General features: G+C 56.8%; 18 protein-coding genes. 13 read left to right on the top strand and 5 right to left on the bottom strand.

What is annotated here, in order from left to right:
- The first annotated feature begins 84 nt into the window (after window positions 1-84).
- Window positions 85-771 (top strand): Crp/Fnr family transcriptional regulator, encoded by a 687-nt coding sequence (locus ACN0VD_RS12685; protein ID WP_417594793.1) that lies wholly within the window; start codon window positions 85-87, stop codon window positions 769-771.
- A gap of 166 nt (window positions 772-937) precedes the next feature.
- Here the strand turns inward: ACN0VD_RS12685 and ACN0VD_RS12680 are convergent, their stop codons facing one another.
- A complete protein-coding gene (locus ACN0VD_RS12680; RefSeq protein ID WP_417594791.1) occupies window positions 938-1,417 on the bottom strand; it encodes an Hsp20 family protein in 480 nt (159 codons plus the stop codon).
- 507 nt (window positions 1,418-1,924) lie between these two features.
- On the opposite strand from ACN0VD_RS12680, the gene ACN0VD_RS12675 reads away from it, so the two are divergent.
- The 5 genes from ACN0VD_RS12675 (at window position 1,925) to ACN0VD_RS12655 (ending at window position 9,774) form a co-directional block, all read left to right on the top strand.
- Window positions 1,925-3,175 (top strand): lipoprotein-releasing ABC transporter permease subunit, encoded by a 1,251-nt coding sequence (locus ACN0VD_RS12675; RefSeq protein ID WP_417594789.1) that lies wholly within the window; start codon window positions 1,925-1,927, stop codon window positions 3,173-3,175.
- On the top strand, window positions 3,168-3,854 hold the full coding sequence (locus ACN0VD_RS12670; RefSeq protein WP_417594787.1) for an ABC transporter ATP-binding protein: 687 nt from the start codon (window positions 3,168-3,170) through the stop codon (window positions 3,852-3,854). The genes ACN0VD_RS12675 and ACN0VD_RS12670 overlap by 8 nt, the downstream gene beginning before the upstream one ends.
- A gap of 109 nt (window positions 3,855-3,963) precedes the next feature.
- Window positions 3,964-4,437, top strand: a complete 474-nt coding sequence (locus tag ACN0VD_RS12665; protein WP_417594785.1) for a glutathione peroxidase — start codon at window positions 3,964-3,966, stop codon at window positions 4,435-4,437.
- A gap of 176 nt (window positions 4,438-4,613) precedes the next feature.
- The gene (gene dnaE, locus ACN0VD_RS12660; RefSeq protein ID WP_417594783.1) at window positions 4,614-8,117 is read left to right on the top strand and encodes a DNA polymerase III subunit alpha; all 3,504 of its coding nucleotides are present in this window, start codon (window positions 4,614-4,616) and stop codon (window positions 8,115-8,117) included.
- A gap of 49 nt (window positions 8,118-8,166) precedes the next feature.
- Complete coding sequence (locus tag ACN0VD_RS12655; protein WP_417594781.1) at window positions 8,167-9,774, top strand: long-chain fatty acid--CoA ligase; 1,608 nt, start codon at window positions 8,167-8,169, stop codon at window positions 9,772-9,774.
- Here the strand turns inward: ACN0VD_RS12655 and ACN0VD_RS12650 are convergent.
- Both ACN0VD_RS12650 and moaB read right to left on the bottom strand, forming a co-directional pair.
- A complete protein-coding gene (locus ACN0VD_RS12650; protein WP_417594779.1) occupies window positions 9,771-10,868 on the bottom strand; it encodes a PA0069 family radical SAM protein in 1,098 nt (365 codons plus the stop codon). The genes ACN0VD_RS12655 and ACN0VD_RS12650 overlap by 4 nt on opposite strands.
- A gap of 48 nt (window positions 10,869-10,916) precedes the next feature.
- A complete protein-coding gene (gene moaB / locus ACN0VD_RS12645; protein ID WP_417594777.1) occupies window positions 10,917-11,444 on the bottom strand; it encodes a molybdenum cofactor biosynthesis protein B in 528 nt (175 codons plus the stop codon).
- A gap of 113 nt (window positions 11,445-11,557) precedes the next feature.
- Between moaB and ACN0VD_RS12640 the strand changes: the two genes are divergently transcribed.
- The 7 genes from ACN0VD_RS12640 to trxA all read left to right on the top strand — a co-directional run bounded on the left by ACN0VD_RS12640 (window position 11,558) and on the right by trxA (window position 22,895).
- A complete protein-coding gene (locus ACN0VD_RS12640; protein WP_417594775.1) occupies window positions 11,558-13,909 on the top strand; it encodes an ATP-binding protein in 2,352 nt (783 codons plus the stop codon).
- A gap of 7 nt (window positions 13,910-13,916) precedes the next feature.
- Window positions 13,917-14,360, top strand: a complete 444-nt coding sequence (tsaE, locus tag ACN0VD_RS12635; protein WP_417594827.1) for a tRNA (adenosine(37)-N6)-threonylcarbamoyltransferase complex ATPase subunit type 1 TsaE — start codon at window positions 13,917-13,919, stop codon at window positions 14,358-14,360.
- Window positions 14,357-15,343, top strand: a complete 987-nt coding sequence (locus tag ACN0VD_RS12630; RefSeq protein ID WP_417594825.1) for an aminoglycoside phosphotransferase family protein — start codon at window positions 14,357-14,359, stop codon at window positions 15,341-15,343. Before tsaE ends, ACN0VD_RS12630 begins: the two co-directional genes overlap by 4 nt.
- Complete coding sequence (locus tag ACN0VD_RS12625) at window positions 15,340-16,056, top strand: nucleotidyltransferase family protein (RefSeq protein WP_417594773.1); 717 nt, start codon at window positions 15,340-15,342, stop codon at window positions 16,054-16,056. The genes ACN0VD_RS12630 and ACN0VD_RS12625 overlap by 4 nt, the downstream gene beginning before the upstream one ends.
- On the top strand, window positions 16,049-19,048 hold the full coding sequence (gene addB, locus ACN0VD_RS12620) for a double-strand break repair protein AddB (RefSeq protein WP_417594771.1): 3,000 nt from the start codon (window positions 16,049-16,051) through the stop codon (window positions 19,046-19,048). The genes ACN0VD_RS12625 and addB overlap by 8 nt, the downstream gene beginning before the upstream one ends.
- A complete protein-coding gene (gene addA / locus ACN0VD_RS12615; protein WP_417594823.1) occupies window positions 19,038-22,493 on the top strand; it encodes a double-strand break repair helicase AddA in 3,456 nt (1,151 codons plus the stop codon). The genes addB and addA overlap by 11 nt, the downstream gene beginning before the upstream one ends.
- 75 nt (window positions 22,494-22,568) lie before the next feature.
- Window positions 22,569-22,895, top strand: coding sequence for a thioredoxin TrxA (gene trxA, locus ACN0VD_RS12610; RefSeq protein ID WP_100095014.1), 327 nt, complete (start codon window positions 22,569-22,571; stop codon window positions 22,893-22,895).
- On the opposite strand, the gene ACN0VD_RS12605 is transcribed toward trxA, so the two are convergent.
- Window positions 22,892-23,698, bottom strand: a complete 807-nt coding sequence (locus ACN0VD_RS12605; RefSeq protein WP_417594769.1) for an inositol monophosphatase family protein — start codon at window positions 23,696-23,698, stop codon at window positions 22,892-22,894. The genes trxA and ACN0VD_RS12605 overlap by 4 nt on opposite strands.
- A 4-nt stretch (window positions 23,699-23,702) precedes the next feature.
- A complete protein-coding gene (gene argJ, locus ACN0VD_RS12600; protein WP_417594767.1) occupies window positions 23,703-24,932 on the bottom strand; it encodes a bifunctional glutamate N-acetyltransferase/amino-acid acetyltransferase ArgJ in 1,230 nt (409 codons plus the stop codon).
- Window positions 24,933-24,960: the final 28 nt, after the last annotated feature.

Genomic DNA, 24,960 nt, shown 5'->3' with positions numbered 1-24,960 from the left:
TTTACGAAAATTGACTATTGTAACGCACATGCCGCATGGAAGGGTTAGGGAACACTTTTAGGTGGCGTTGAGGGATTAGTAATAGTGAAAGCCGAAGAACTGGCAAATATATTGGCAGAACATAGTCTGTTTGCCGATTGCGATGAAGCTGAACTGGCTGACCTGATATTGCGCGGACATTTTGTGCAATATAAAAAGGGGGATGATTTGATAATGCAAGGCGACCCTGGGAATTCGCTTCTGATATTATTATCGGGCAATGCGCGGACCAGCATGATCGCCAGTAATGGTCATGAAGTCGTTCTTGACTATGCGGAAGCGGGTCAGGTGCTGGGTGAAATTGCGTTGCTGGATGGCGGAGAACGAACCGCCAGCGTGACCGCGATCGAACCGACGTCGGTGCTTTCGATCACGCGGGATGCTTTCGAGGAGATTCTGGGCAAACACAAGAATATGGCGCTGCGGTTGCTGAAAGTGATGGCCAGCCGTATCCGGATGGCGAACAGCATGATCGAAGGTGATCGTGCCTATACATCCGGACCGCGTCTGGCGCGCTACTTGCTACGGCTTTCTGTCGCCGGAGCGGAGGAAGGGCGACTGAAACTGGACCTGAGCCAGAGCGAACTCGGCAACTTTGCCGGGATGTCGCGTGAACATATTAATCGGCAACTGTCATCATGGTCGGAAAGCGAGATCGTGGCAGTAGAGAGCGGAAAGGTCCGGATATTGGATCATGCTATGCTCTCCCATATTGCCGAAGCAGATTCTTGACGGAAATTGGCCATTTGCGACCCGGGCTAATTGTCGTCGAGAGTGACACCAAGCGGGTGTCAGGGGCAGTCGGATCCTCATCCGGCTGCCCTATTTCATTCTACGGTTGATAAAAAAGGCAGCCAGATTGCTCTGGCTGCCTGACAGTCACCTGAAAAAAGTCAGCTTATGCTGCCTTATCTTCTTTCTTTTTCTGCTTGTGCGCGATCTTGGTGACATTGTCCGCTTTATTGATGGCGATCTTTTGTGGCCGCATCGCTTCGGGGATTTCGCGGACCAGATCAATGGTCAGAAGGCCATCTGCAAGCGCTGCGTTATCTACCCGCACGAAGTCGGCAAGTTCAAACCGCCGTTCAAAGCTGCGATTGGCTATGCCCATATGGAGAAATTGTTTGCCTTCGTTTTCATCGGTATTTTTATTTCCGGTGACGAGCAAAAGATTCTGCTGGGCGGTGATTTCGATTTCCTCGTCCTTGAAACCGGCGACTGCGAGTGTAATCCGATAATGATCTTCGCCGCTGCGTTCGATATTGAACGGCGGGTAATTCTCGGATTGCTGGGCGCGGGCATTATTTTCAAGAAGGTCGAACAGCCGGTCGAAACCTACGGTCGACCGGCGATAGGGGGTAAAGTCAAAACGATTCATATCTATATCCTCTTCAATTGAGCAATGTAAATTAGGACCCGCTAACGCGGCATCCCCTTCGTCAATGTGAAACCCCAGAGGCATTTCACACCATATAGATATGCTCAGATTATCAAATTTCAAGAGGAAGAAAATTGGCTAAAACCAGTAGTTTGGACACTTTATCGGGACAAAAAAACGCCCGGATGCTATTCAGCACCCGGGCGAAAATGGTGACGAATTAATTCGCCCCCTGTTTTCCCTTCATATTCGACGCCGCATGTCCCCCAACATTTGGCGGAACCTGAAAGGATCCCTGAACCATGACCCGTTAATCGAGATGTTTGATTCTGTTTCTATCTGTGATCGACTGACATAAATTTGTCATGAGAAATTTGGGAGTTTAGGAAGATTAATCGTCTCTTGTGTCATATCGGCAACAGCAAATTGTCAACCATGCCACTTGCTTGCGTTGACTGGCGACCGTAAAGGCGAGGGGAACCTGATCCAAGGAAGTCATCGAAAATCATGCTCCTATCCCGTTATGAATGGGTAATCGCAAAACGCTATTTGTTGCCCGGCAAAGGGGAGGGATTTATTTTTCTCGTTGCCAGTATCAGTCTGGTCGCGGTCATGTTGGGCGTCGCGGCGCTGATCGTGGTGATGAGTGTCATGAACGGTTTCCGGGCCGAATTATTCGACAAGATCGTCGGTCTCAATGGTCATGCCGTTATCCAGGGCTATGGCGGTCGTTTGCCCGGCTGGCGGGACTTGCTGGAGGAAACGCGCCAGACAGAAGGGGTAGTCTCCGCATCACCATTGATCGAACAGCCCTTGCTGACCACGTATAATGGACGAGTTGAGGCTGTCCTTGTCCGCGGGATGCTGGTTTCGGACATATTGAATAATGAAACGCTGGATGGAAAAACCGTAGCCGGAGATCTGGCGCGGCTTGAGCCGGGAGCGGGGCGGGTCGGTATCGGCAGCCGTCTGGCGATGACGCTGGGTGCGCAGGTCGGCAGCCGGATCACGATCATCAATCCACAGGGACGTTCGACACCCTTTGGAACCGTACCCCGGGAAATTGCCTATGAAGTGGCGGCAATTTTTGAAGTGGGGGTTTATGATTATGACAAGGCCTTTGTCATCATGCCGATGGAAGATGCGCAGACGTTGCTTCTGCTCGGCGATCAGATCGGGATGATCGAAATCAAGACCAACGACGCGGATAATGTGAGCGATATAATAGCGCCCCTGATTCCAAAAGTGGCGGATCGCGGTGTCATTACCGACTGGCAGACGATGAATGCCTCCCTGTTTGAAACGCTGCAGGTCGAGCGGGTAGTGATGTTCGTGATCCTGTCGATCATCATTCTGGTTGCCGTTTTCAATATATTGTCCTCGCTGATCATGCTGGTGCGTGCCAAAACCCGCGACATAGCTATCCTGCGCACGATGGGGGCCTCGCGTGCATCCCTGCTGCGGATATTCGTGACGGTGGGTACTTCAATCGGGATGCTCGGTATCGCTGCCGGGATTGTCCTCGGTCTGATTGCTATCCATTTTCGCCAGAATGTGATCAATTTTGTCCAGATGATTACCGGGCAAAATCTCTGGGATCCGTCGATCCGTTTTCTGACAGAACTTCCGGCGCGAACCGATCCGATGGAAGTCGTCGGCATAGCCGGACTGGCGCTGCTCTTCAGCTTCCTTGCCACACTCTATCCTGCCTATAAGGCGGCCAGTACCGATCCGGTCCAGGTGCTTCGTTATGAATGATCTCGTCAATCGCAAAACGGTCGAATTGCGCAATGTCAGGCGTAGCTTTGTCCAGGGGGACGTTGAAATAGAAGTGCTGCGCGGCGTAAACCTCGACATTAATGCCAACGAAATTGTGGCGCTGGTGGGGCCGTCCGGTTCGGGGAAATCAACGTTGTTGCAGGCCGTCGGATTGCTCGAAGGAGGATTTGAGGGGTCCATCAAACTGGATGGCGAGGAAACGGCACAATTGCCAGCCAGCGGACACACACGGATCAGGCGTGATCTGCTGGGCTTCGTGTACCAGTTTCATCATTTGCTACCCGATTTTTCCGCATTGGAAAATGTTGTGATGCCCCAGTTGATTGCGGGTACCGCTCAAAATGTGGCCGAAGAGAGAGCCGAAGTATTGCTCCGCAGTCTCGGACTGGTGGAGCGACTGAATCACACTCCGAGCAAATTGTCCGGCGGCGAACAACAAAGGGTTGCGGTTGCCCGTGCGCTGGCGAACGCGCCGAAACTGGTGCTGGCAGACGAACCAACCGGAAACCTTGACGAAGCGACCGCCGATCTGGTCCTCGCCGAGTTTATTGGGCTGGTGCGGCAGGAAGGCAGCGCGGCTTTGATCGCAACGCATAACGAACGCCTCGCTGCCAAAATGGATCGGGTTGTCCGCCTCCACGACGGAGTTTTAACCTAGTCTTTTCAATTCCAAACCAGAATGGCTTTGACTTTTCTGGTGCAATTATCGATCTGAAGGCCAAGTAAAACGATAAAAATCAGATAAAATTAGAAAATGCGGGGCGCATATGAAGGTTACTGAATTTCAGGTGAAAGCAGCAGATGGTTCGATCCAGGATCTGTCCGCTCACAAGGGCAAGGTGCTGTTGATCGTAAACACAGCTTCAAAATGCGGCTTCACGCCACAATATGAAGGGCTCGAGAAGCTTCACCAGGAATATAAGGACAAGGGCCTCGAAATACTGGCTTTCCCTTGCAACCAGTTCGGTCATCAGGAACCCGGCAATGCCGAGGAAATCAAGAATTTCTGTTCACTCAATTACGATGTGAGTTTCCCGTTGATGGGAAAAATTGACGTTAATGGCGAGGATGCTGATCCACTCTGGAAATATTTGAAATCTGAAAAATCAGGCCTTCTGGGTTCCCGTATCAAGTGGAATTTCACAAAATTTCTGGTTGACCGTGAAGGCAATGTTATTGCGCGTTATGGGCCAGCGGTAAAGCCCGAACAGCTAAGAAGCGAGATTGAAGCGCTTCTGTAACGTCAGTATTTCCACATGATCAGGCCAGCATGGATAGGCGTGAATATCCTGCGATAAGCAGCAGGGAGCGGTTCGCGGTCAAGAATAGCCAAATAGCTGTGGACAAATGGTCGACAGTTCGAACGATCATTACCGACAGTATATGCAAATCCATATTGCCCCGTTAGTCTGACATCATGGCTCTTGTTCCTTTCGTCCATCTCCGCGCCTTTTCGGCCTATACGATTCTGGATGGTGCCATGGAACCGGCAGCCATTGGTGCCGCTGCCAAAGAGCGTGGTTTTCCGGCGGTTGCGCTTTGCGACCGGATTGGTCTCTTCGCTTCGATGGCATTTGATGATGGGTGTCGTGCCCAAGGTGTCCAGCCGATCATTGGCTGTTTCCTGAGAGTGGCGCGACCGGGAGGCGCAGAAAAGGACAAGCCGGTACTGGATTGGCTCGCGCTCTATGCACAGGATGCGGAGGGATATGAAAATCTCTGCAAGCTGGTTTCCGCGTCCCATCTCGATCGTCCGAGCGAATTCGAAGCCCATGTCGGGATGGACATATTGGCTGGTCACAGCAACGGCTTGCTTGCCTTGACTGGTGGCGGTGAGGGCGCACTGGCGCGATTGATTGCCGAAGAGCAGCAGACGGAAGCCGAGAATTATCTGGCAATGTTGCAGCGGTATTTTCCGGATCGGCTTTATATCGAGTTATCGCGCCGCGAAGACCCGATCGAAATGGCTGCTGAAGCAGGATTGATCAAGCTTGCCATCGATCGCAATATTCCGCTGGTCGCAACCAACCCGAGCTGCTTTTCCGAGCCTGATTTCCACGAAGCGCATGATGCGATGAAATGTATCGCGCAGTCCGCCTATGTCGAAAATAACGAACGCGAAAAACCATCCAAACATTTGTGGATGAAAAGTTCGCTGGTGATGGAAGAACTGTTTGCGGATATTCCAGAAGCGCTTGAGAACACGATGGTCGTTGCGCAGCGTTGTGCTTTTTCCCCGCCCAAAAGAGATCCGATTTTGCCCAGTCTGGCCGGCGATCTGGCAGGGGAGATAGAGCAGTTGCGGCGCGATGCATCGGCCGGGCTCGAAGCACGACTGGCGGCTATTGATCTGGCCGATGAGGCCGAGCGAAAAACCTATTATGATCGACTGGAATTTGAACTTGATGTCATCGTCAACATGGGATTTCCGGGCTATTTCCTGATCGTTGCCGACTTTATCAAATGGGCAAAGGATCACGATATTCCGGTTGGACCGGGGCGTGGTTCGGGGGCCGGTTCGGTTGTTGCCTGGGCGCTGACCATTACCGATCTTGATCCGATCAAGCTGGGGTTGCTGTTCGAACGTTTTCTGAACCCGGAGCGTGTTTCGATGCCGGATTTCGATATCGATTTCTGCGAAACGCGGCGCGGCGAGGTCATTCGCTACGTTCAGGAAAAATACGGCGACCGGCAAGTTGCCCAGATTATCACCTTCGGAAAACTGAAGGCACGGGCGGTGCTGCGCGACGTCGGCCGGGTGTTGCAAATGCCATATGGGCAAGTCGACCGGTTGACCAAATTGGTTCCCAACCATCCGACTGATCCGTGGGATTTGAAGCGTTCGCTCAACGGCATCTCGGAACTGGCGCAGGAATATAAACAATCTGACGTGAAGCGGTTATTCGATCTGGCGATGAAGCTGGAAGGGCTGCCGCGACATAGTTCCACCCACGCAGCGGGCGTGGTCATTGGCGACCGTCCACTCGATCAGCTTGTTCCCCTGTATCGGGATCCTCGTTCGGATCTGCCGGTGACCCAGTTCGACATGAAATTTGTCGAAAAGGCCGGTCTGGTGAAATTCGACTTTTTGGGTCTCAAAACATTGTCGGTGTTGAAAAAGGCGGTCCAGCTGCTTGCCGAACGCGGGATAGAGGTCAATCTGGATGGATTGAGCTGGGAAGACGAGGGCGTCTTCGATCTGCTCCAGCGTGGCGACACTGTCGGTGTGTTCCAGCTTGAATCGGAAGGTATGCGGCGCACACTGGCCGCCGTGAAGCCCACAAATTTCGGCGATATTATCGCGCTGGTGTCGCTCTATCGCCCTGGCCCGATGGACAATATTCCGCTCTTCGGCGACCGCAAGAACGGCCGCGCCGAAATTGCCTATCCTCATCCGTTGCTGGAAGGCATTCTGAAAGAGACCTACGGGATTTTCGTCTATCAGGAACAGGTGATGCAGGCCGCGCAGATCATCGCCGGCTATTCGCTTGGCGAAGCGGATTTGCTGCGCCGGGCGATGGGCAAGAAGATCCAGGCGGAAATGGATGTTCAGCGCAAGAGGTTTGTGACGGGCGCCGCCGAGAATGGTTTGAACAGCGAGCAGGCCAACGAATTGTTCGATTTGATCGATAAGTTTGCCGGATATGGCTTCAACAAAAGCCATGCGGCGGCCTATGCGTTGCTCGCCTATCAGACCGCCTGGCTCAAAGCGCATTATCCGCATGAATTTTATGCGGCTTCCATGTGTTTCGATATGCATCAGTCCGACAAGCTCAGCATTTTTGTCGATGATATGAAGCGATTGGGATATACTATCCTGCAACCGGCTATCAACAAAAGCCGTCCCAATTTTTCTGTCGAAGAACAGGAGCAGGGTCATCTTGCCGTCCGCTATGCGTTGGCAGGCCTGAAAAACGTCGGAGAGAAGGCCATGCAGTCGGTTGTAGCCGAGCGGGCAGAGGCCGGGCCATTTTCGTCCATTGAAGATTTTGCCAACAGAATTGATCCGCACGGTCTCAACAAGCGGCAATTGGAAAGCCTTGCGTCGGCCGGGGCATTTGACGAGCTGGAACCCAATCGTGCGGCAATCTATGACGGCGCGGACATGATATTATCGGTCGCGAGCAGCGCTGCAGACGCGCGCGAAAGCGGGCAGGGTGGCCTCTTCGGAGAAGGCAGTGCCGGTGGCGAAATGCAGGCGATCAGATTGCCCGAGGACAGCAACTGGTCGCTCAACGAAATCATGGTTCATGAGCGTGATGCGTTCGGTTTTTATTTTTCGGCCCATCCCGTATCCCAGTTTCAGGCCGTGACATCTTCCCTGGGAGCGCTGACCTATGCAGCTTTGTGCAGCGAAGGCCCGATTGGGGAAGGGGTGCGCAAGCCGGCGGTGATGGCAGCGCTGATAGAGAAAGTTCGCTGGCGCGATAGCCGTCGAGGAAAGCGTTTTGTACTGGGTGACCTGTCCGACAGCAGTGGGCAATTCTCCGCTAGTTGCTTTGATGAGGACCAGTGCAAGATATTGGCCGAGCTAGCCGATCAGGGTGGTTGCGCGTTGCTCAACGTCGAGCTTGACCAGCAGTCAGAGGACGATAATCCGCGCGTCGCGATCAAACGGGCCCAGCCACTGGAAGGATTGGAAAAAACTACCCGAACCTGCATGGAACTGGAAGTTCACGATATCGCCGGACTGCATGAACTGACCAATCTGGTGGCCCCTCTGGTCGGTGGTCAGAGTGAATTGGTGGCGACGATGGCTGGCCCCGCTGGGGATCCGGTGAAAGTATGTCTCGGTCGCTCCTTTCGGCTAGACGCAGAAACTGCGGATATGCTGGAACGGGTTGACGGGATCGGGAATGTCCGATTGGGACCGGCTAGACCCATGAGGGTGGCAAAGCCCAAATTAAGGCTTGTCAGCTAGTATTAAACATACCAAAAGCCAGCCAAATATAACTGTGTGGAGAGACAATATGGCTGGTGCAATGCAAGCGAGACCGCTCAAGATAACCAATTTGATCGATCATGCTGCGCGGGAGCATGGCACCCGCGAGATCGTCAGCTATTGGGCAGACGGCAACATCTCGCGCAGCAATTGGGCCGAAATCGGCCTCGACTCTCGCAAATTCTCTCAGGCAATGCAGCGTCTCGGCATGAAAAAAGGGGACCGGATCGCAACCCTTGCGATGAACCATGCCCACCATCTGATCAGCTGGTATGGGTCGGCGGGTATCGGCGGCATTCTTCATACCGTTAATCCTCGGCTATTTGAGGAACAGCTGGTCTACATCATCAACCACGCGGAAGATCGCGTGCTCTTGTTCGACAAGATGTTCACCCCGATCGTGGAGATGCTCAAACCGCAGCTGAAAACCGTTGAACATTATATTCAGTTCGACGGGGAAAAGGGCGACTATCCCATCTTTCGCGAATTGCTGGACGCGGAAAGCGGGGATTTTGAATGGGTCGATGTCGATGAAAATGACCCTTGTGGCCTTTGTTACACAAGCGGCACTACTGGCAATCCGAAGGGCGTATTGTACGAGCACCGTTCGAACGTCCTGCATGCCATAACCGAGGTCCAGCCCGATGTTATGGATCTGGCGACCCGCTCGGTCATGTTGCCGGTCGTGCCCATGTTCCATGCCAATGCATGGGGGCTGCCTTTCGCTTGCGCGGCGGTTGGAGCAAAGATAGTTTTCTCGGCCAGCAATGATGCACCGGTTCTGTGGAAACTGATCCGCGAAGAAGGCGTGACGCATAGTGCGGGCGTGCCGACGGTTTGGCTGTCGATGTTTGCCGATATGGATGAAAAAGGCGGCGATTATGGCAAATTGCGCGTTGTCGTGATCGGCGGATCGGCCTGTCCCCGGTCGATGATCGAACGACTAATGAAGAATGATATTCGCGTCGCCCATGCCTGGGGCATGACCGAGACATCACCGATTGGTACGACTGGCGCGCTTCCGGCCAATTGGGATGAACTCGACTTTGACGCCCAGGTGGATGTTATTTGCAAGCAGGGTCGTCCACCGCTTGGCGTGGAACTGCGTGTGATTGACGAGGAAGGCAATATCGCCCCCCGTGATGGTAAGACAAGCGGTACGCTGGAAGTTCGAGGGCCATGGATCATACAGCGCTATTATCGAACGGATGAGGACGCTGTCGAAGATGACGGCTGGTTTGATACCGGTGATGTCGCGGTGCTGCATCCCGACGGCACGATGCAGATCACCGACCGGGCCAAGGATGTGATCAAGTCCGGCGGCGAATGGATCAGCTCCATCGAGCTTGAAAATGCTGCTGTCGGTTGTCCCGGCGTGGCCGAAGCGGCGGCGGTTGGCGTCTATCACCCGAAATGGGACGAGCGGCCCTTGCTGTTGATCGTGCGCAAACCGGACAGCGATGTTTCGGAGGCTGATGTTCTGTCTTATCTGCAAGACAAGGTTGCCAAATGGTGGCTTCCCGATGAAGTGAAATTTGTCGATGAGTTACCGCACACCGCAACCGGGAAAATCCTGAAAAGGAATATTCGCGAGCAATATAAGGACTATAAGCTGAAGAGTCTGGTGGACGCCTAAAAGAGTTCCAACTGGCTGCCCTTGATCACAGGGCGCCGGAACAGATCGGTTCTGAGACTGATTTTTCCCTTGGCCAATCCGGTTTTGCGCGCCGCAATGAGAAGCCGGGTACGGATGAGGTCCGCCCATGGCCCCTGACCACGCATCCGGCTGTGGAACGCGGGGTCATTCCGCTTGCCGCCGCGCATTTGTCTGATGATGCTCATTACCTTTGACCTGCGCTCGGGATAATATGTTTCCAACCATTGTTCGAATAACGGTGCGACTTCGTGCGGAAGCCGCATCGGTATGAAGGAAACGCTGCTGGCACCGTGATCCGATGCGGCTGCGACAATCGCTTCTATTTCATGGTCGGTAATTCCGGGCACAACCGGCGCAATGTTGACATGTACATAAATGCCCGCCTTGCTAAGTTTCATAACCGCTTCCAGCCGTCGCGCCGGAGCAGGTGCCCTGGGTTCAAGCAAGCGCGCGGTCTCGCGGTCGAGCGTGGTGATCGAAATGGCCACCGCGGTCAGTTGTCGGGCTGCCAGCCGCTCCAATAAATCAATATCATCGACCACACGATTGGATTTGGTGGTGATAGCTACAGGATGGAGCGTTTCCAGCATCACCTCCAATATCTGTCGGGTGATCCGGTAGCGTTTTTCGATCGGTTGATACGGATCTGTGTTGGTGCCAATGGCTATGCTCGCCGGATGATATTTCGGCTTGGCAAATGTCTGGCGCAGTAGATCGGCCGCATTCGGCTTGGCGAAAAGTTTGCTTTCAAAATCCAGTCCGGGAGACAGGTCATGATAGGCGTGGGTCGGGCGCGCATAGCAATAGATGCAGCCGTGCTCGCATCCGCGATAGGCATTTATCGAACGATCGAACGGAAGATCGGGCGATACATTGTAATTGATGATCGATTTCGGGAATTCGGTCGTGACCGTCGTCCTCAGCTTCGAGGCGCCATCCCCGATAACGTCTCTTTCGTCCAGCCAGTCCCCGTCGATCTCCCGGTCGTGAAGATTGAATCGTTGTGGCGCTGCATTGGTTGGCGCACCTCGGCCTTTCCGAGTCTCGGCATATCTCTGGTTTTTCGGGCGCATTTGCCGTTCATACTATGAGAACATAAAAAGAACAAAGAAATTGAATCCTTATTTTTCAAGCAATCTTGGAATCAGTTCAACAAAATTGCAGGGACGATGACGGCTATCAAGCTGGCTATCCAATATGCCGTCCCAGCCGTCTTTGACGGCACCATTGGAGCCGGGCAATGCAAAGATGTAGGTGCCGCGCGCAACCACGCCGCAAGCCCGGGATTGTACCGTTGAGGTGCCGATTTTGTCGATACTCAGATAACGGAATAATTCTCCGAAACCGGGAATATCCTTGTCCTTGACGGCATCGAGCGCTTCCGGTGTAATATCTCTGCCGGTCAGCCCGGTCCCCCCGGTTGTGATAATAACATCCACTTCTTCATCATCGATCCATTGATGCAGCTGAGCGACGAGAATTGATTTGTCATCGCGCAGCAATGTTCGATCGAAAAGAACGTGGCCCTTTTTTTCGATCCGTTCGGCCAATATGTCGCCCGAACTATCCTCTTTCGGCGTGCGCGTATCCGAGACGGTCAGCAATGCGATATTGATCGGTTTGAAGATCCGGCTCTCGTCAATCGGCATGGCTACGCTCCAGTTTGATGGGATGCCGATAATAGCTTAGCCTGCGTCACATTTCCAAGTCATAAAGAATAGGGGTTTTCGTAGGTTAACTATCCGTCTAATCGCAAGGGTCAATGACGAACGTCCCGGACCTCACTGCTGTAATTTTGGGCCTGATTCTCGCTGCCTGGCTGGGGGCTGCCGCTTGGGCAATATGGACCGGTCTGGCGATGAAGAAAAAGGCCGATGTCACTTTGCGTCAGTCCGGAAGGCTGGGGCGGTTACTCGAAACCTCTCCCGCTTTGCCCTTGTTGGTTCGAGCCGACGGTAAACTGGAGGCATCGCAGCGGCTGATGCACTGGCTCGGTTTCGATCACTTGCCGACACATATTTCGGAACTGCATGAAGATGGCCGGGGGATGAGCCGGCAAGAGCTTGAAGAACTGATGCAGGACGTCAATCTTGCGCAAAAAACCGGCAGCAGCTTTGTTCGCGCGATACGGGTTGCCGGATCGGACAAGGCGCTGCTGATCCGCGGCGGGCTGGCAGATCAGAAAATAGCGCCCAACGGCAGCGCGCTTCTTTGGGTTTTTGACGCTACCGACAGCGAAAGTCAGATCGAAAGGCTGCGCGATGAGTATGAAGCGGCGCGCGCGGCATTTGATGCTCTTTCCGCATTGATCGAGGCGGCCCCGGTCCCCATGTGGCACCGTTCACCCGACCTGCGCCTGACATTGGTGAATAGTGCCTATGTGGCCGCAGTCGATGCCAAGAGCGGCGCGCAGGTGATCGCAGACGGTATCGAGCTGGTGGAAACCATCGACGGGTTCAGTCCCGTCGACGCCGCTGCACGGGCGAAAGAGCGAAACGAGCCGTTGGAACGGATCGTCGCGACGACGGTCGGTGGCGAACGACGGATGACCCAGGTGGTCGATGTGCCGCTCGGTAAATCCGGTATCGCGGGCTATGCGATCGATATTCAGGAGCTGGAAGACGCACGGCGGGAGCAACGGCGCTTCAGTGAGTCGCAGCGCGACATGCTCGACAAGATTTCCGCTGGCGTTGTCCAGTTTAATTCCGACAAGTCGCTGCAATTCTGTAATCTCCCGTTCAAGCGTATTTTCTCCATGCGACAGCAGTGGATAGCGGAACGACCGGAATTTCCACGTGTTCTGGACCGGATGCGGGAAATGAACCGTATTCCGGAGGTTCGCGATTTCCCGGAATGGCGCGAAGAGCGGACCAGCTGGTTCCAGTCCGCCGACGGGATTGAAGAGAACTGGCTTCTGGCTGACGGCACACATCTGAGGGTGCTGGCGAACCCCACCCCGGATGGCGGGTTGCTGGTCATTTTTGAGGACCGAACCGAACAGGTGCAACTGGCGAGCGCCCGTGACACTCTGCTACGGGTGAGGACGGCGACTTTTGACAATCTGTTCGAATCGCTTGCCGTTTTTGCCGCCGACGGGAAATTGAATATCTGGAACCATCAATTCGCCAGCAACTGGGGGCTTGAGGAAGGGGACCTTGGTAAGCATCCGCGGGTGGATTTGCTGATGCAGAAAATGGCGCAGCAATTGAAACAGCCTGCGCGGATTTCGGAAGTCCGGGAAATGGTGCGCAGTGCGACGACCGAACGCCGACAAAGAGGCGGACGGATCAGCTTTGCCGACGGACGCCGCTATGAATTTGCCGCCATCCCGCTGCCCGACGGCAATGCGCTTTTTACCATGCTGGATATCTCGGACAGTTACCGGATCGAACAGGCGCTGCGCGAGCGTAACGAAGCGCTGGTCGAAGCCGATTCGATCAAGGGCAGTTTCCTGTCCAACATGAGCTACGAGTTCCGCACACCGCTGACATCGATTGGGGGCTTTGCGGAGCTTCTCGATCAGGGGATCGCCGGACCGCTGACCGATCAGGGCCATGAATATGTTCGGGCAATTCTTCAGTCCGTCAAACGTCTGGGCACCCAGATCGACAATGTTCTCGACCTGAGCCAAAGCGAAGCCGGTGCGCTGCCGATTGCCAAGGACAAGGTCAATCTCAACAAATTGATCGAGGATATTGCCGGGCATTTCGCCGACGACGCAAAAGCAAAAACGATCGGAGTGGAATTGCAGCTGGATGCGACGCTCGGTTCGGCCATGGCGGACAAGAAAAGACTCAATCAGGCGATCTCCCAGATCGTCGACAATGCGATCAAATATACCGGCGACGGCGGACGGGTTCTCATTCACGGTTCCGGAAATGTAAAACAGGCGGTGATCCATATTTCCGACGATGGTCCGGGGATGACCGCGGGGCAGCAATCGAAGGCTTTTGACAGTTTCGCGCGCTCGCGTGATCAAAAGGCGGCGGACAAGGTAGGCGGTCTCGGCCTTCCCCTGGCGCGCCAGCTGATCATGGCGCATGGCGGTGATCTGACGCTGACATCCGAACCGGGGCAGGGAACATTGGTAACCCTGCGCCTGCCGAGACAATGAGAATATGATGTTACTGGAAAACGAGCAGGCGACGCTGGATGTCGGGCGAAAACTGGGCGCAAAGCTGCGTATGGGCGACAAGCTTGCGCTGACCGGAACGCTGGGCGCCGGCAAAACCACGCTGGCGAGAGGCATATTGGAAGGGCTGGGCTATGGCGACGAAGTGCCGAGCCCGACCTTCGCTATTGTGCAGCAATATGAACCGCCGGAAACCAGAATTCCGGTTGCTCATGTCGACCTGTACCGGATCGAGGATCAGGAGGAAATTCCGGAACTTGGTCTCGAGGAGGCGCTGGAATTTGGCGCGATGATTGTCGAGTGGCCGGACCGGATGCCCGACAGTTTTTGGCATGATGCGCTCAGGATTGAACTTGAAATAACGGGAGACGGCAATCGTCGGTTGACTTGGACAGCCGGGGACGCTTGGAAAGATCGATGGCCACTGACATGAAACCGCCCGTAGCAGCGGCAGAATTTTTGACAAAAAACGGGTGGGATAATGCCCGGATTTCCCCGGTCGCCGGGGATGCTTCTTTCCGGCGCTATTTCCGTGTCGAGGCAGGAGGCCGCAAGGCGATCCTGATGGATGCGCCGCCACCGCATGAAGACCCGAAGCCGTTTATCGCGATTGCCGAATATCTGACGGGTTCCGGCTTTGCTGCGCCCGAGATTTTTGCACGCGACCTGACGCAGGGCCTCGTCCTTCTGGAGGATTTCGGTGATCAGCGGATGCGCGAGCATCTCGACCACAAGCCGGAAGACGAAGAGCCTATCTACCGTCAGGTCATCGATCTGTTGCAGGCCTTGCATCGGGTACCGGCTGCGGAACTGCCCGCTTATGACGAACAGCAATATTTGCGGGAAGTGAATTTGCTGACCGAATGGTATTGTCCGGCGCAGCAACTGGACGTCGATTCAGAGGGTTTCGAAGCGATCTGGCGGGAAATTCTTGCACCGGTCATAGCGGCGCAAAATCCACCGGTCACGGTGATGCGGGATTATCATGCCGAGAATATCATGCTGCTCGAGGGCGGTCGTCTCGGCTTGCTGGATTTTCAGGACGCGCTGATTGGCCATCCTGCCTACGATCTTGTGTCGATGTTGCAGGACGCCCGTCGCGATGTGTCGGACGAGCTGGAAGCAACCATGCTCGCTTATTATCTGTCCGGCCATAGCAAGGACGCGGCAGAGGATTTTCGCAGTCACTATGCCATTTTGGGCGCGCAGCGGAACACCAAGATCATTGGTATTTTTACCCGTCTTTGCATGCGGGACGGCAAGCAGCGCTATCTCGATTTCCTGCCCAGAATGTGGCGCTTGCTGGAGAAGGACCTGCGGCATCCGGCGCTTGAACCGATGGCAGAGTGGTTTGACCGGAATATTTCTGCGGAAGTCCGGAGCAAGCCGATGCCGATGGCGGGCGTAACGAAATGATGAAGGTCGACACCGCGATGATCATGGCGGCCGGACTGGGCAAGCGGATGCGCCCGTTGACTGAAACGCGACCCAAGCCTTTGGTCGAAGTCGCCGGCAAGGCAATGATCGATCATTGTTTCGAGAAACTGGTCGAGGCGGGCATTGGTAAGGCCGTGGTCAACGTGCATTATCTCGCCGACATGATGGAAGCGCATCTTGCCGCTTTGCCCTATCCGATCGACATCCGGGTGTCCGACGAGCGAGCGCAGCTGCTCGAGACAGGCGGCGGACTGGTTCTGGCAGAGCCGCTAATCGAGGAAGATGTTTTTTATTGCATTAACAGCGATAATCTCTGGACCGACGGGCCGACCAACAGCCTGCAGCAATTGGCGCAGGCATGGGACGGGGACAGGATGGACGCGCTGCTGCTGCTGATAGCGCGCGAAGCGGCCCACAATTACAAGGGTGACGGCGATTTCCATCTTGATGACGAGAAGCGGATTTCGCGCAAGCTTCCGGACCAGAAGGCGCCGTTGATATATTCCGGCATCCAGCTGATTTCCAAACGACTGCTACGCGATGCGCCCGCAGGTGCTTTTTCCACCAATATATTGTGGGAACGAGCGATCGGCGAGGGCCGCCTGTTCGGCGCGGTTCACGAGGGCCAATGGTTCGAGGTTGGCTCGCCGCAAGCGATAGCGCCGACAGAAGCCGCGCTGGCGAATGTCTGACCGCCGCCGGCCATCCATCTACAATATTGCCGCGCATGGCGGCTTTGCCGATGCACTTGCCCAAGGACTGATCGACCGTTTTGCTAAGGACGCCTTCGGGCTGGCTCGCGGTCTCGTCATATTGCCCAACAACCGCGCCCAGCGGGCGTTGCAGGAAGCCTTTGTCCGGCTGAGTGAAGACGGGCTGTTGCTCCCGCAAATGGCGGTGATCGGCGATCTTGATCTGGATGAATCCATCGGCGTGGCGCTCGATTCCGGGGAACTGGCGCTGGATATTCCGGCGGCTGTCGATCCGATGGACCGCCTGCTCACGCTGGCGCAGTTGATCCAGAAGAAAATCCGGCTGCGCGACGACGCCATATTGGCCAAGGACGCGCTGCGGCTGGCGCGCGAATTCGCCAGCACGCTTGACCAGCTGAATGTCGAGGAAATCTCGCTGTCCGATCTGATGAAGACGGAGCCGAAAAGTCTCGACCTGTCGAGCCACTGGCAGGATTCCTACCGCTTCTTCCTGGTCATCGCCGAAAAATGGCGGCAGCAACTGGAAAAATGGCAGCGGGTCGACCAGGCGGTGCGCCGCAACGCCCTGTTTGACCATATCGCCAAAAGCTGGAAGACTTCGCCACCCGATCATTTTGTTGTTGCCGCGGGTATCACAACTTCCGCTCCCGCCATTGCCCGTTTTCTGGAAACCATATCGTTCATGCCTCAGGGGCTGGTGGTCCTTCCCGACCTCGATCTGATCATGCCGGACGAGGAATGGGATATGCTGGGCCCGTTCCAGCCCGACCCCGACAGCGGTTATATAAAGCGCGCGCAGGAAACCCATCCGCAATATCATATAAAATTGCTGCTCGACCGGATGTCGATCGCGCGCGGCGAAATATTACGCTGGCCGCGCACTGGCGAAAGCGGCGCGGCAGCCAAACGCAGCCGGGCGCTGAGCAATGCCTTCGCGATCCCGAAGCTGACCGTGCGCTGGCAGACGCTGGATAGCAGCGAACGCAGCCTCGCAGGGGTGCAGACGATCGAGGCGCGCAACAGCGCCGAGGAAGCGCAGGTCATCGCGCTGCTCGCGCGCGAGGCGCTGGAAGACCCGGACCAGCGGGTGGCGATTGTCACGCCGGACCGGTCTTTGGCAACGCGTATCTCGGCGCATTTGAAACGCTGGGATATCCAGGTAGACGACACGGCCGGCCAGCCTCTGGCAAAACTGCCGGAGGGCGTATTCTTCCTGAACCTTCTGTCCGCAGTCGCCGACGGATTCCCACCGGCCGAATATCTCGCTTTGCTCAAACATCCGCTGGTGAAGCGCGGGGAAGGGCGGCTGCAATGGCTCGACCATGTCCGCAAGCTCGACCTGTTGCTGCGCGGTCCGCGTCCGGCACCGGGACTGGCGGGAATTGACGCGCTCTTGCGGACCGAAAATCACCGGACGAAAACCTTGCGCGCCGCCATCACGCCATGGTGGCAATCGGTGCGCACCATGTTCGAACCGATGGAAAGCCTATTTGCCTCTGCGCTCGACTGGCCGAAACTCCTCGACCAGTTGCGGCAACTCGCCGAGAATTTGACGGATGGCGCGATCTGGGCCGGTCCGGGCGGCCGGGAACTGGCCGATCTGTTGGCCAAGTTGCAGATACGCGCGGAAATGGGACCGATCCGAATCAAGGCAAATGAGCTGCCCGGCTATTTCGAGACCCTGATGGCCGATATCTCCGTTCGCCCGCCCTACGGAGGCCATCCGCGGATCGCGCTTTACGGCTTGCTGGAAGCGCGCCTGCAACAGTCCGAACTGGTGATTTGCTGCGGCCTCAACGAGGGTAGCTGGCCGCAGGCGATTACGCCCGATCCATGGCTCGCACCAATGATCCGCAAGTCGCTCGGCCTGCCCGCGCAGGAACGGCAAATCGGCCTTTCCGCACATGATCTGGTCGGCGCGATGGGCGCGAAAAAAGTCATTCTCTCCCGCGCGCACCGCGATGATTCCGGACCGGCAATTGCCTCGCGTTTCCTGCTCCGGCTGAAGGGCATGTGCGGCGACAATCTGAAGGAACATCCGCAGGTCCGCGCCTGGCTCTCGGCGATAGACCAGCCGGAAAGCGAACCCCGGCCATATGCACGCCCCGCTCCCTTGCCGAGCAAAGAGCAGCGGCATATCCCGATTTCGGTCACCCAGGTTGATAGTCTGATCGCCGATCCTTATTCCTTCTACGCGAAAAAGATCATGGGCTTTGCCGCGCTCGACATGATCGATGCCGACCCGAGCGCAGCGTGGCGCGGAACAATCATCCACGACATTCTCGAACAATGGGCCAAGCAGGACGATTATGTGCCGGCAGCGTTGCGCGAGAGGGCGCAGACGTTCCTCAACGACCCCGGCCTCCACCCGCTGATGCGCAGTCTATGGGCGCCGCGCCTACTGGAAGGGCTGGACTGGATCGCCGCGACGCTGGCGGAGGGCCGCAAGAGCGGCCGTGAACCGCTGGCCTCGGAAATATACGGCAAGGCCGAGATTGCCGGTGTGGAGCTGTCGGGCATCGCCGACCGCATCGACCGGATGCCCGATGGCGGTCTCGCCATTGTCGATTACAAGACCGGTGGCGCGCCGAGCAACAAGGCGGTGGCCGAAGGCTATAATCTGCAGCTTGGCCTGCTCGCTGCCATCGCCGAACTGGGCGGCTTCAAGGATATTGAAGGGGAGGCGGTCGCCTTCGAATATTGGGCGCTGGCGAAAAAGGGCGGCACCGACGATTTCGGCTATGTTCGCACACCTACAAAAGGGCGCGGCGACAATATCATCCCGGCGGACGCCATGGTCGACCACGCCGTCGCCCGGTTCAACGAGGCCGCCGACCAATATCTCAAGGGCACCGAGCCGATGACCGCCAAGTTGCATCCGGAATATGCCCGCTATGCTGATTATGACCAGCTGATGCGGCTCGAGGAATGGTACGGTCGTGCACCGGCAGAAATGGCTGATGATGAGTAGCGGCAAACCGAAAATTTTTCCGCTCAAGGACCGGCAGATCGATGCGGTCGAGCCAGAGACCAATATATGGCTCAGCGCGTCGGCCGGTACCGGCAAGACCCAGGTCTTGACCGCCCGCGTCTTTCGGCTGCTGCTGACCGAAAAGGTCGACCCCGAGCATATTCTCTGCCTGACCTTCACCAAGGCGGGCGCAGCCGAAATGGCGGAACGGATCAACCGGCAACTGGCCGCCTGGGTGCGGATGGACGACACGCTTTTGGCCAAGGATCTGGAAGCAATCGGCGCATCGACTGGACCCGACACCAGAGCCCGGGCGCGAACCTTGTTCGCCCAGGTCCTCGATGCGCAGGGCGGGGGCCTGCGGATCATGACGATCCACGGCTTCTGCCAGTCGCTGCTTGCATCCTTTCCCGAAGAAGCGGGTATCGCCTCGATGTTCAAGCCGATCGAGGACCGCGACCAGAAGATATTGGCGCGCGAGGCGTTGGGCGATCTGCTGCTCGAGGAAGAAAAGGCCGGGCGCCCGCAGATTGTCGAGGCTATTCAGCGCCTGAGCGTCCGGATGGGTGAGGAGGCGACTGAACAGTTTTTGATGGCCTGCGCGGCCAAAGCCGATGCGATGGAAGGGCTGGCCACGGGCATATTCCCCTTTGTTCGCGGCCTGCTGGGACTGCCAATTGACGGCGATGCGCAGTCGTGGCTGGCGAGCCGATGCAGCGACGAAGCAATCGACCTCCGCTCAATCACCCTGTTGCGCGATGCCATGGCGGAATCCGGCGGCAAGAAGGAACAGGAACGGCAGCTTGCGATCCGCCTCTGGCTGAGCCTCGACCCACAAGAACGCGCAGCCGCCTTGCCCGATGTTCATTTGGCCTGGGCGACCAAGACCACCGGCGCACCGCCCAAACCCACCAAGGGGCTGCTCAAAGCGCTTCCGGACTATGATTTCATCGCCTGTTCCCTGTTCGAATGGAGCAACGGCCTGCTCGAAAAAGCGGTGCTGTTCGAATATGCTGACCTGTTCGCCGGAGCGCTGGAAGCCGGACGCGCTTTCTATCATCGCTATGCTGACGCGAAGCGGCTGCACGGTGTTGTCGATTTTGACGATATGATCCGGATGACCGCCCGGCTCTTGCAGAAAAGCGATATGGCGGAATGGATCCGCTACAAGCTCGACCAGCGTACCGATCACATCTTGATCGACGAGGCGCAGGACACCAATGTCGCCCAATGGGATATCGTCCGCGCGCTCGCCGGCGAGTTTTTTGCCGGCATGGGCGTGGAGCCCGAGCGGCACCGGACATTGTTCACGGTGGGCGATTTCAAGCAGGCGATCTTCGGCTTTCAGGGCACCAGCCCCCATAATTATGCCAATGCCCGCACTGAATTTTTCGGTCTGGCAGAGGCATCGGAAAAACCGTTTGGCGACCTGTCACTGGATCGCAGTTTCCGCTCGACGCCGCCGATATTGAAGGTTGTCGATGCGACGCTGGAACAGCTGAGCCATGAGCAATTGGGGCTCGACCAGAAAATCCCGGAACATCGTAGCAATTATCTCGACGCGAGCGGCAGCGTGACTTTGTGGAGGCCGATTGCCAACACCAGCGATGGTGATGACGAGGACGAGGAATCCTGGGCCAGCGAGGAAAAGCGTGTCTTTGCCCAGCAACTGGCGCTGCAGATCAAGCAATGGCTGTCTCCGGATAATCCGCTTTGGCTGGACCGGCAAAACCGGGCGCTGCAACCCAGGGACATCCTCATATTGGTGAGCAAGCGCGACGAGCTGAGCGCGCTGATCGTCGCCCGTCTGTTTGCCGAAAAGGTGCCTGTGGCCGGGATCGACCGTATCCGTCTGAACCAGCCACTGGTGGTGCAGGATCTGCTCGCGGCCATTCGCTTCGTGCTGCAGCCGAATGACGATCTCAACCTCGCCAGCCTGCTGGTTTCGCCTTTGCTCGGCTGGACGCAGGAGGATTTGCTGGCGCGCGGTCATCGCGGCAAGGACCATGGCGAGAAGAGCCTCTGGGAATTTCTGCGCAGACAGGACGGGCTGGGCGAGCAGATCAAGCCGCTGATGCAATTGCTGGCGATGGCCGATTTCAACACGCCGTACCAGTTTCTCGAGACTATATTGTCCGGCCCGATGCAGGGCAGGCGCAAATTATTGTCCCGCCTCAGCCATGCAGCGGTGGACCCGCTCGACGAACTGCTGGCGACGGCACTGGCCTTTGAGCGGGATCATATTCCAACCTTGCAGGGCTTTCTCGACTGGTTCGACCGCGGCGATGTCGAAATCAAGCGCGAGCAGGTCGAGGGCGGCAATGAAGTGCGCCTGATGACCGTGCATGGCGCAAAGGGATTGCAGGCACCCTTGGTGATCCTCGCCAATGCGACCTTCGATCCCGCGAGCAAGAAAAGCGGTGGTTTCAGCATCAAACTGGGCGAAGGGACCGGTCGCGAACTGGAATATCCGGTGGTACCGGTCCGCAAGGCCGAGCGCGTCGGCATATTGGCCGAACATGCCGCTTATGCCGACAAGGTCGCGATGGAAGAACATTGGCGGCTGCTCTACGTCGCTATGACCCGCGCGGAAGAACATCTGGTCGTGGCTGGCGTTCTTGGCCCAAGAGCGAAAGGCGAAGTGCCGGAACTGAGCTGGTATGGAGCTATGGAACGCGGTCTGACGGCCTTGGGCAGTGAATGGCGCGAAGACCCGGACTGGTTTGCGGTGCGGGAATATCGGACGGAGAGCCAGAACAAGCCGGCGATAGCGCCTGCCATAGATGATGGCATTGACCAGGATGTCGGCAAAGTACCGCCGCCTGACTGGCTATTCCGCGCTGCTCCGGAAGAATCGCGCCCGCCGCGACCCTTGACCCCCTCGCATCTCGGCCCCGACGATGCCAGCAATCCGCCGCCGGACCTGACCATGCGCGACGCTGCCGAACGCGGGATATTGTTGCACAGCCTGTTTCAGCGATTGCCGAATATCGCGCCGGCGCGCCGGATGGATGTCGCCGACCGCTGGCTGGAAAAGCAGAAGCAGATCACCGATCCGGCGCGCCGCGCAGAGATCATCAAGACGGTTCTGACGGTCATGGACAATCCGGCCTGGTCCGCGCTTTTTGCGCCGGAAAGCCTTGCAGAAGCGCCGATAGCCGCGGTGGTCGGCGACCATGTCATCTCCGGTACGGTCGACCGCTTGCTGATCACCGACGATCAGATCTATGTCGTAGATTTCAAGACCGGTCGCCGGGTGCCCGACAATGCCGAACAGGCGCCCGTCGCCTATCTGCGCCAGATGGCGGCCTATGTCGCCGCGCTGGAAAAGATATTCCCGGATCGTTCGATCAAGGCCGGGCTGCTCTATTCGCACGGCCCGCAAATGCTGGAACTGGCCCCGGATCTGATCGAACGGCACAAGCCGGGCTTTGAGCCGATATGAAAAAGCTTTCTGCTACCGCGCTTGAGCCGAGGCCCGACCATTACTAGATAGGGTCCGAACAATTGGAGATTCGTTATGGCTACCAAAGCAATTACCGACGCAAGTTTTGAAGGCGATGTCCTGAAGGCTGACGGCCCCGTGCTCGTCGATTTCTGGGCAGAATGGTGCGGGCCCTGCAAAATGATCGGCCCCGCGCTGGAAGAAATCAGCGACGAACTGGCCGGAAAGGTGACCATCGCCAAGCTCAATATCGACGACAGCCCGGATGCACCTGCCAAATATGGCGTGCGTGGCATCCCGACTATGATATTGTTCCACAATGGCGCACCGGTTGAAACCAAGGTCGGCGCGGCTCCGAAGAGCCAGCTGAAAACCTGGCTTGAATCCAGCCTTCCTGCCTAGTTTCTGAAAATATCCCCGAGCCGCTCGGCTGCTTCGTCCCAGAGTTTCGGTGACGAAGCGCCGAGTAGCCCTTTCCTGCGGTCTGCGGGGCGATAATCCGACCCATCCCAGCGCGCGCATTTTCCGCCTGCTTCGTTGAGAAATAACACACCGGACCCATGGTCCCAGGGCAGGGTCCGCTTGAATACCGAAATATGGTTAGTTCCCTCCACCAGTCGCGGATATTGTTCGGCTGCGCAGCGTGGGATATCGACAATCTCGTAAAAAGGCTCCGCTGCAGCGAGTAGAGTGTCGCGCTCCTCCGGTGTCATGAACCCGGTTGCCAGCGCCGCAACGGGTTTTTCCGGATGATCTTCGGGAACGGCGACCCGGTCCTCGTTTATAAAGGCGCCGCCGTTCTTCTCGGCATGGCAAATGCGCCCGGTCAGCGGGTCGTAAAGCCAGCCGGCAACGGTTTCATTCTCCTCAACCAGCGCAATCATGATTCCGAAAGGCCCCCGTCCGGCGGCATAATTGCCGGTTCCGTCGATCGGATCGATAATACAGACTTGGCCGTCGGCCAGCTGGTCCAGCACCGATTCATCGGCGGCAAAGGCTTCCTCGCCGACAATCTTGGTCTCGGGCAGCAATGCCGACAGCGCCCCGGCGATATATTCCTCGCTGAGCTTGTCGGCGACCGTCACCAGATCGCCGGGTGTTTTCTCATCGATCTGGTGCGATTTCAGATTCTGGTAATAAGGCAGCACAATATCGCGCGCCGCTTTTTCGATGATGTCGAGGACGGGCTGATAGAGACTGTGCAAGGATCTAACTCCTGTAGTCGGCGTTGATTTCAATATAGCCGTGGGTGAGGTCGCAGGTCCAGACCGTTGCCCGGCCTTCGCCCAGACCAATGTCGACAGCGATGTCGATTTCGCTGCCCTTGAGATGCGCGGCGACCGGTTCCTCGTCATAATCCGGCACGACGAGACCGTCGCGGGCGACGGTGACGCCGCCAAAGCCGATGGCCAGCCGGTCACGGTCCGCTGGCTCACCGGCCTTGCCGACCGCCATGACGACCCGCCCCCAATTGGCGTCCTCGCCGGCAATGGCGGTCTTGACCAGCGGCGAATTGGCAATCGAGAGGGCAATGCGTTTTGCGCTGTCGTCGCTTTCCGCGCCGGTCACCGCAATTTCGATAAATTTGCTCGCGCCTTCGCCGTCGCGGACCACCAGATGCGCCATCTGCATGCACAGATCGTTCAGCGCCGCTTGGAAGGCATCGGTGCCATTGTCGTCAAAGGACGTCAGGGCAGGGGCGGAATTTTGCCCCGTGGCAAAGGCCAGCACGGTATCGCTGGTCGATGTATCGCTGTCGACGGTGATGCAGTTGAAGCTCTTGCCGGTTGCAGCGCTCAGCATTTGCTGCAGAAAGCCCGCGTCCACCGTTGCATCGGTGAAAATATAGCCGAGCATGGTCGCCATATCCGGTGCGATCATGCCCGAACCCTTGATAATCCCATTAAGATGGACCGTCTGGCCACCGATAATCGCGCTCGTGGTCGCCATTTTCGGGAAGGTATCGGTCGTCATGATCGTTGCCGCCGCTTCTTCCCAGCTGCAGGGCTCCGCTGCGAACACCGCTTTCAGACCCGCTTCGGCCTTGTCCTGCGGCAGCGGCACACCGATCACCCCGGTCGAGGACACGAATATTTCATGTTCCGCGCATCCAAGGTGCGCCGAGGCCAGCGACAATATTTTCTGCACCGCAGCCTTGCCGCGCGCGCCGGTAAAGGCATTGGCATTGCCGGCATTGACGACCAGACCGCGCGCCTTGCCGCCCTTGAGGGCTTCCCGGCAATATTCGACTTCGGGCGAGGGACATTTGCTTTGCGTCAGCACGCCGGCAACCGATGTTCCCGCTGCCAGTTCGACAAAAGTCAGATCGCAGCGGTCCCAATCCTTGTAATGCGCCCGCGCAATGCGGCAGGATACGCCCTCGATATCGGGTAAAACGGGAGATTGTGTTGGGGCCAGGGGAGAAAGTTTGTCCGACACTTAACTTGCCTTTATCCAATGTTTTGTT

It is taken from the genome of Parasphingorhabdus sp. (assembly GCF_048267785.1).
Lineage (GTDB): Bacteria > Pseudomonadota > Alphaproteobacteria > Sphingomonadales > Sphingomonadaceae > Parasphingorhabdus.
The sequence above is the reverse complement of the archived record's forward strand: the minus strand, read 5'-3'. Positions and strand labels throughout refer to the sequence as shown.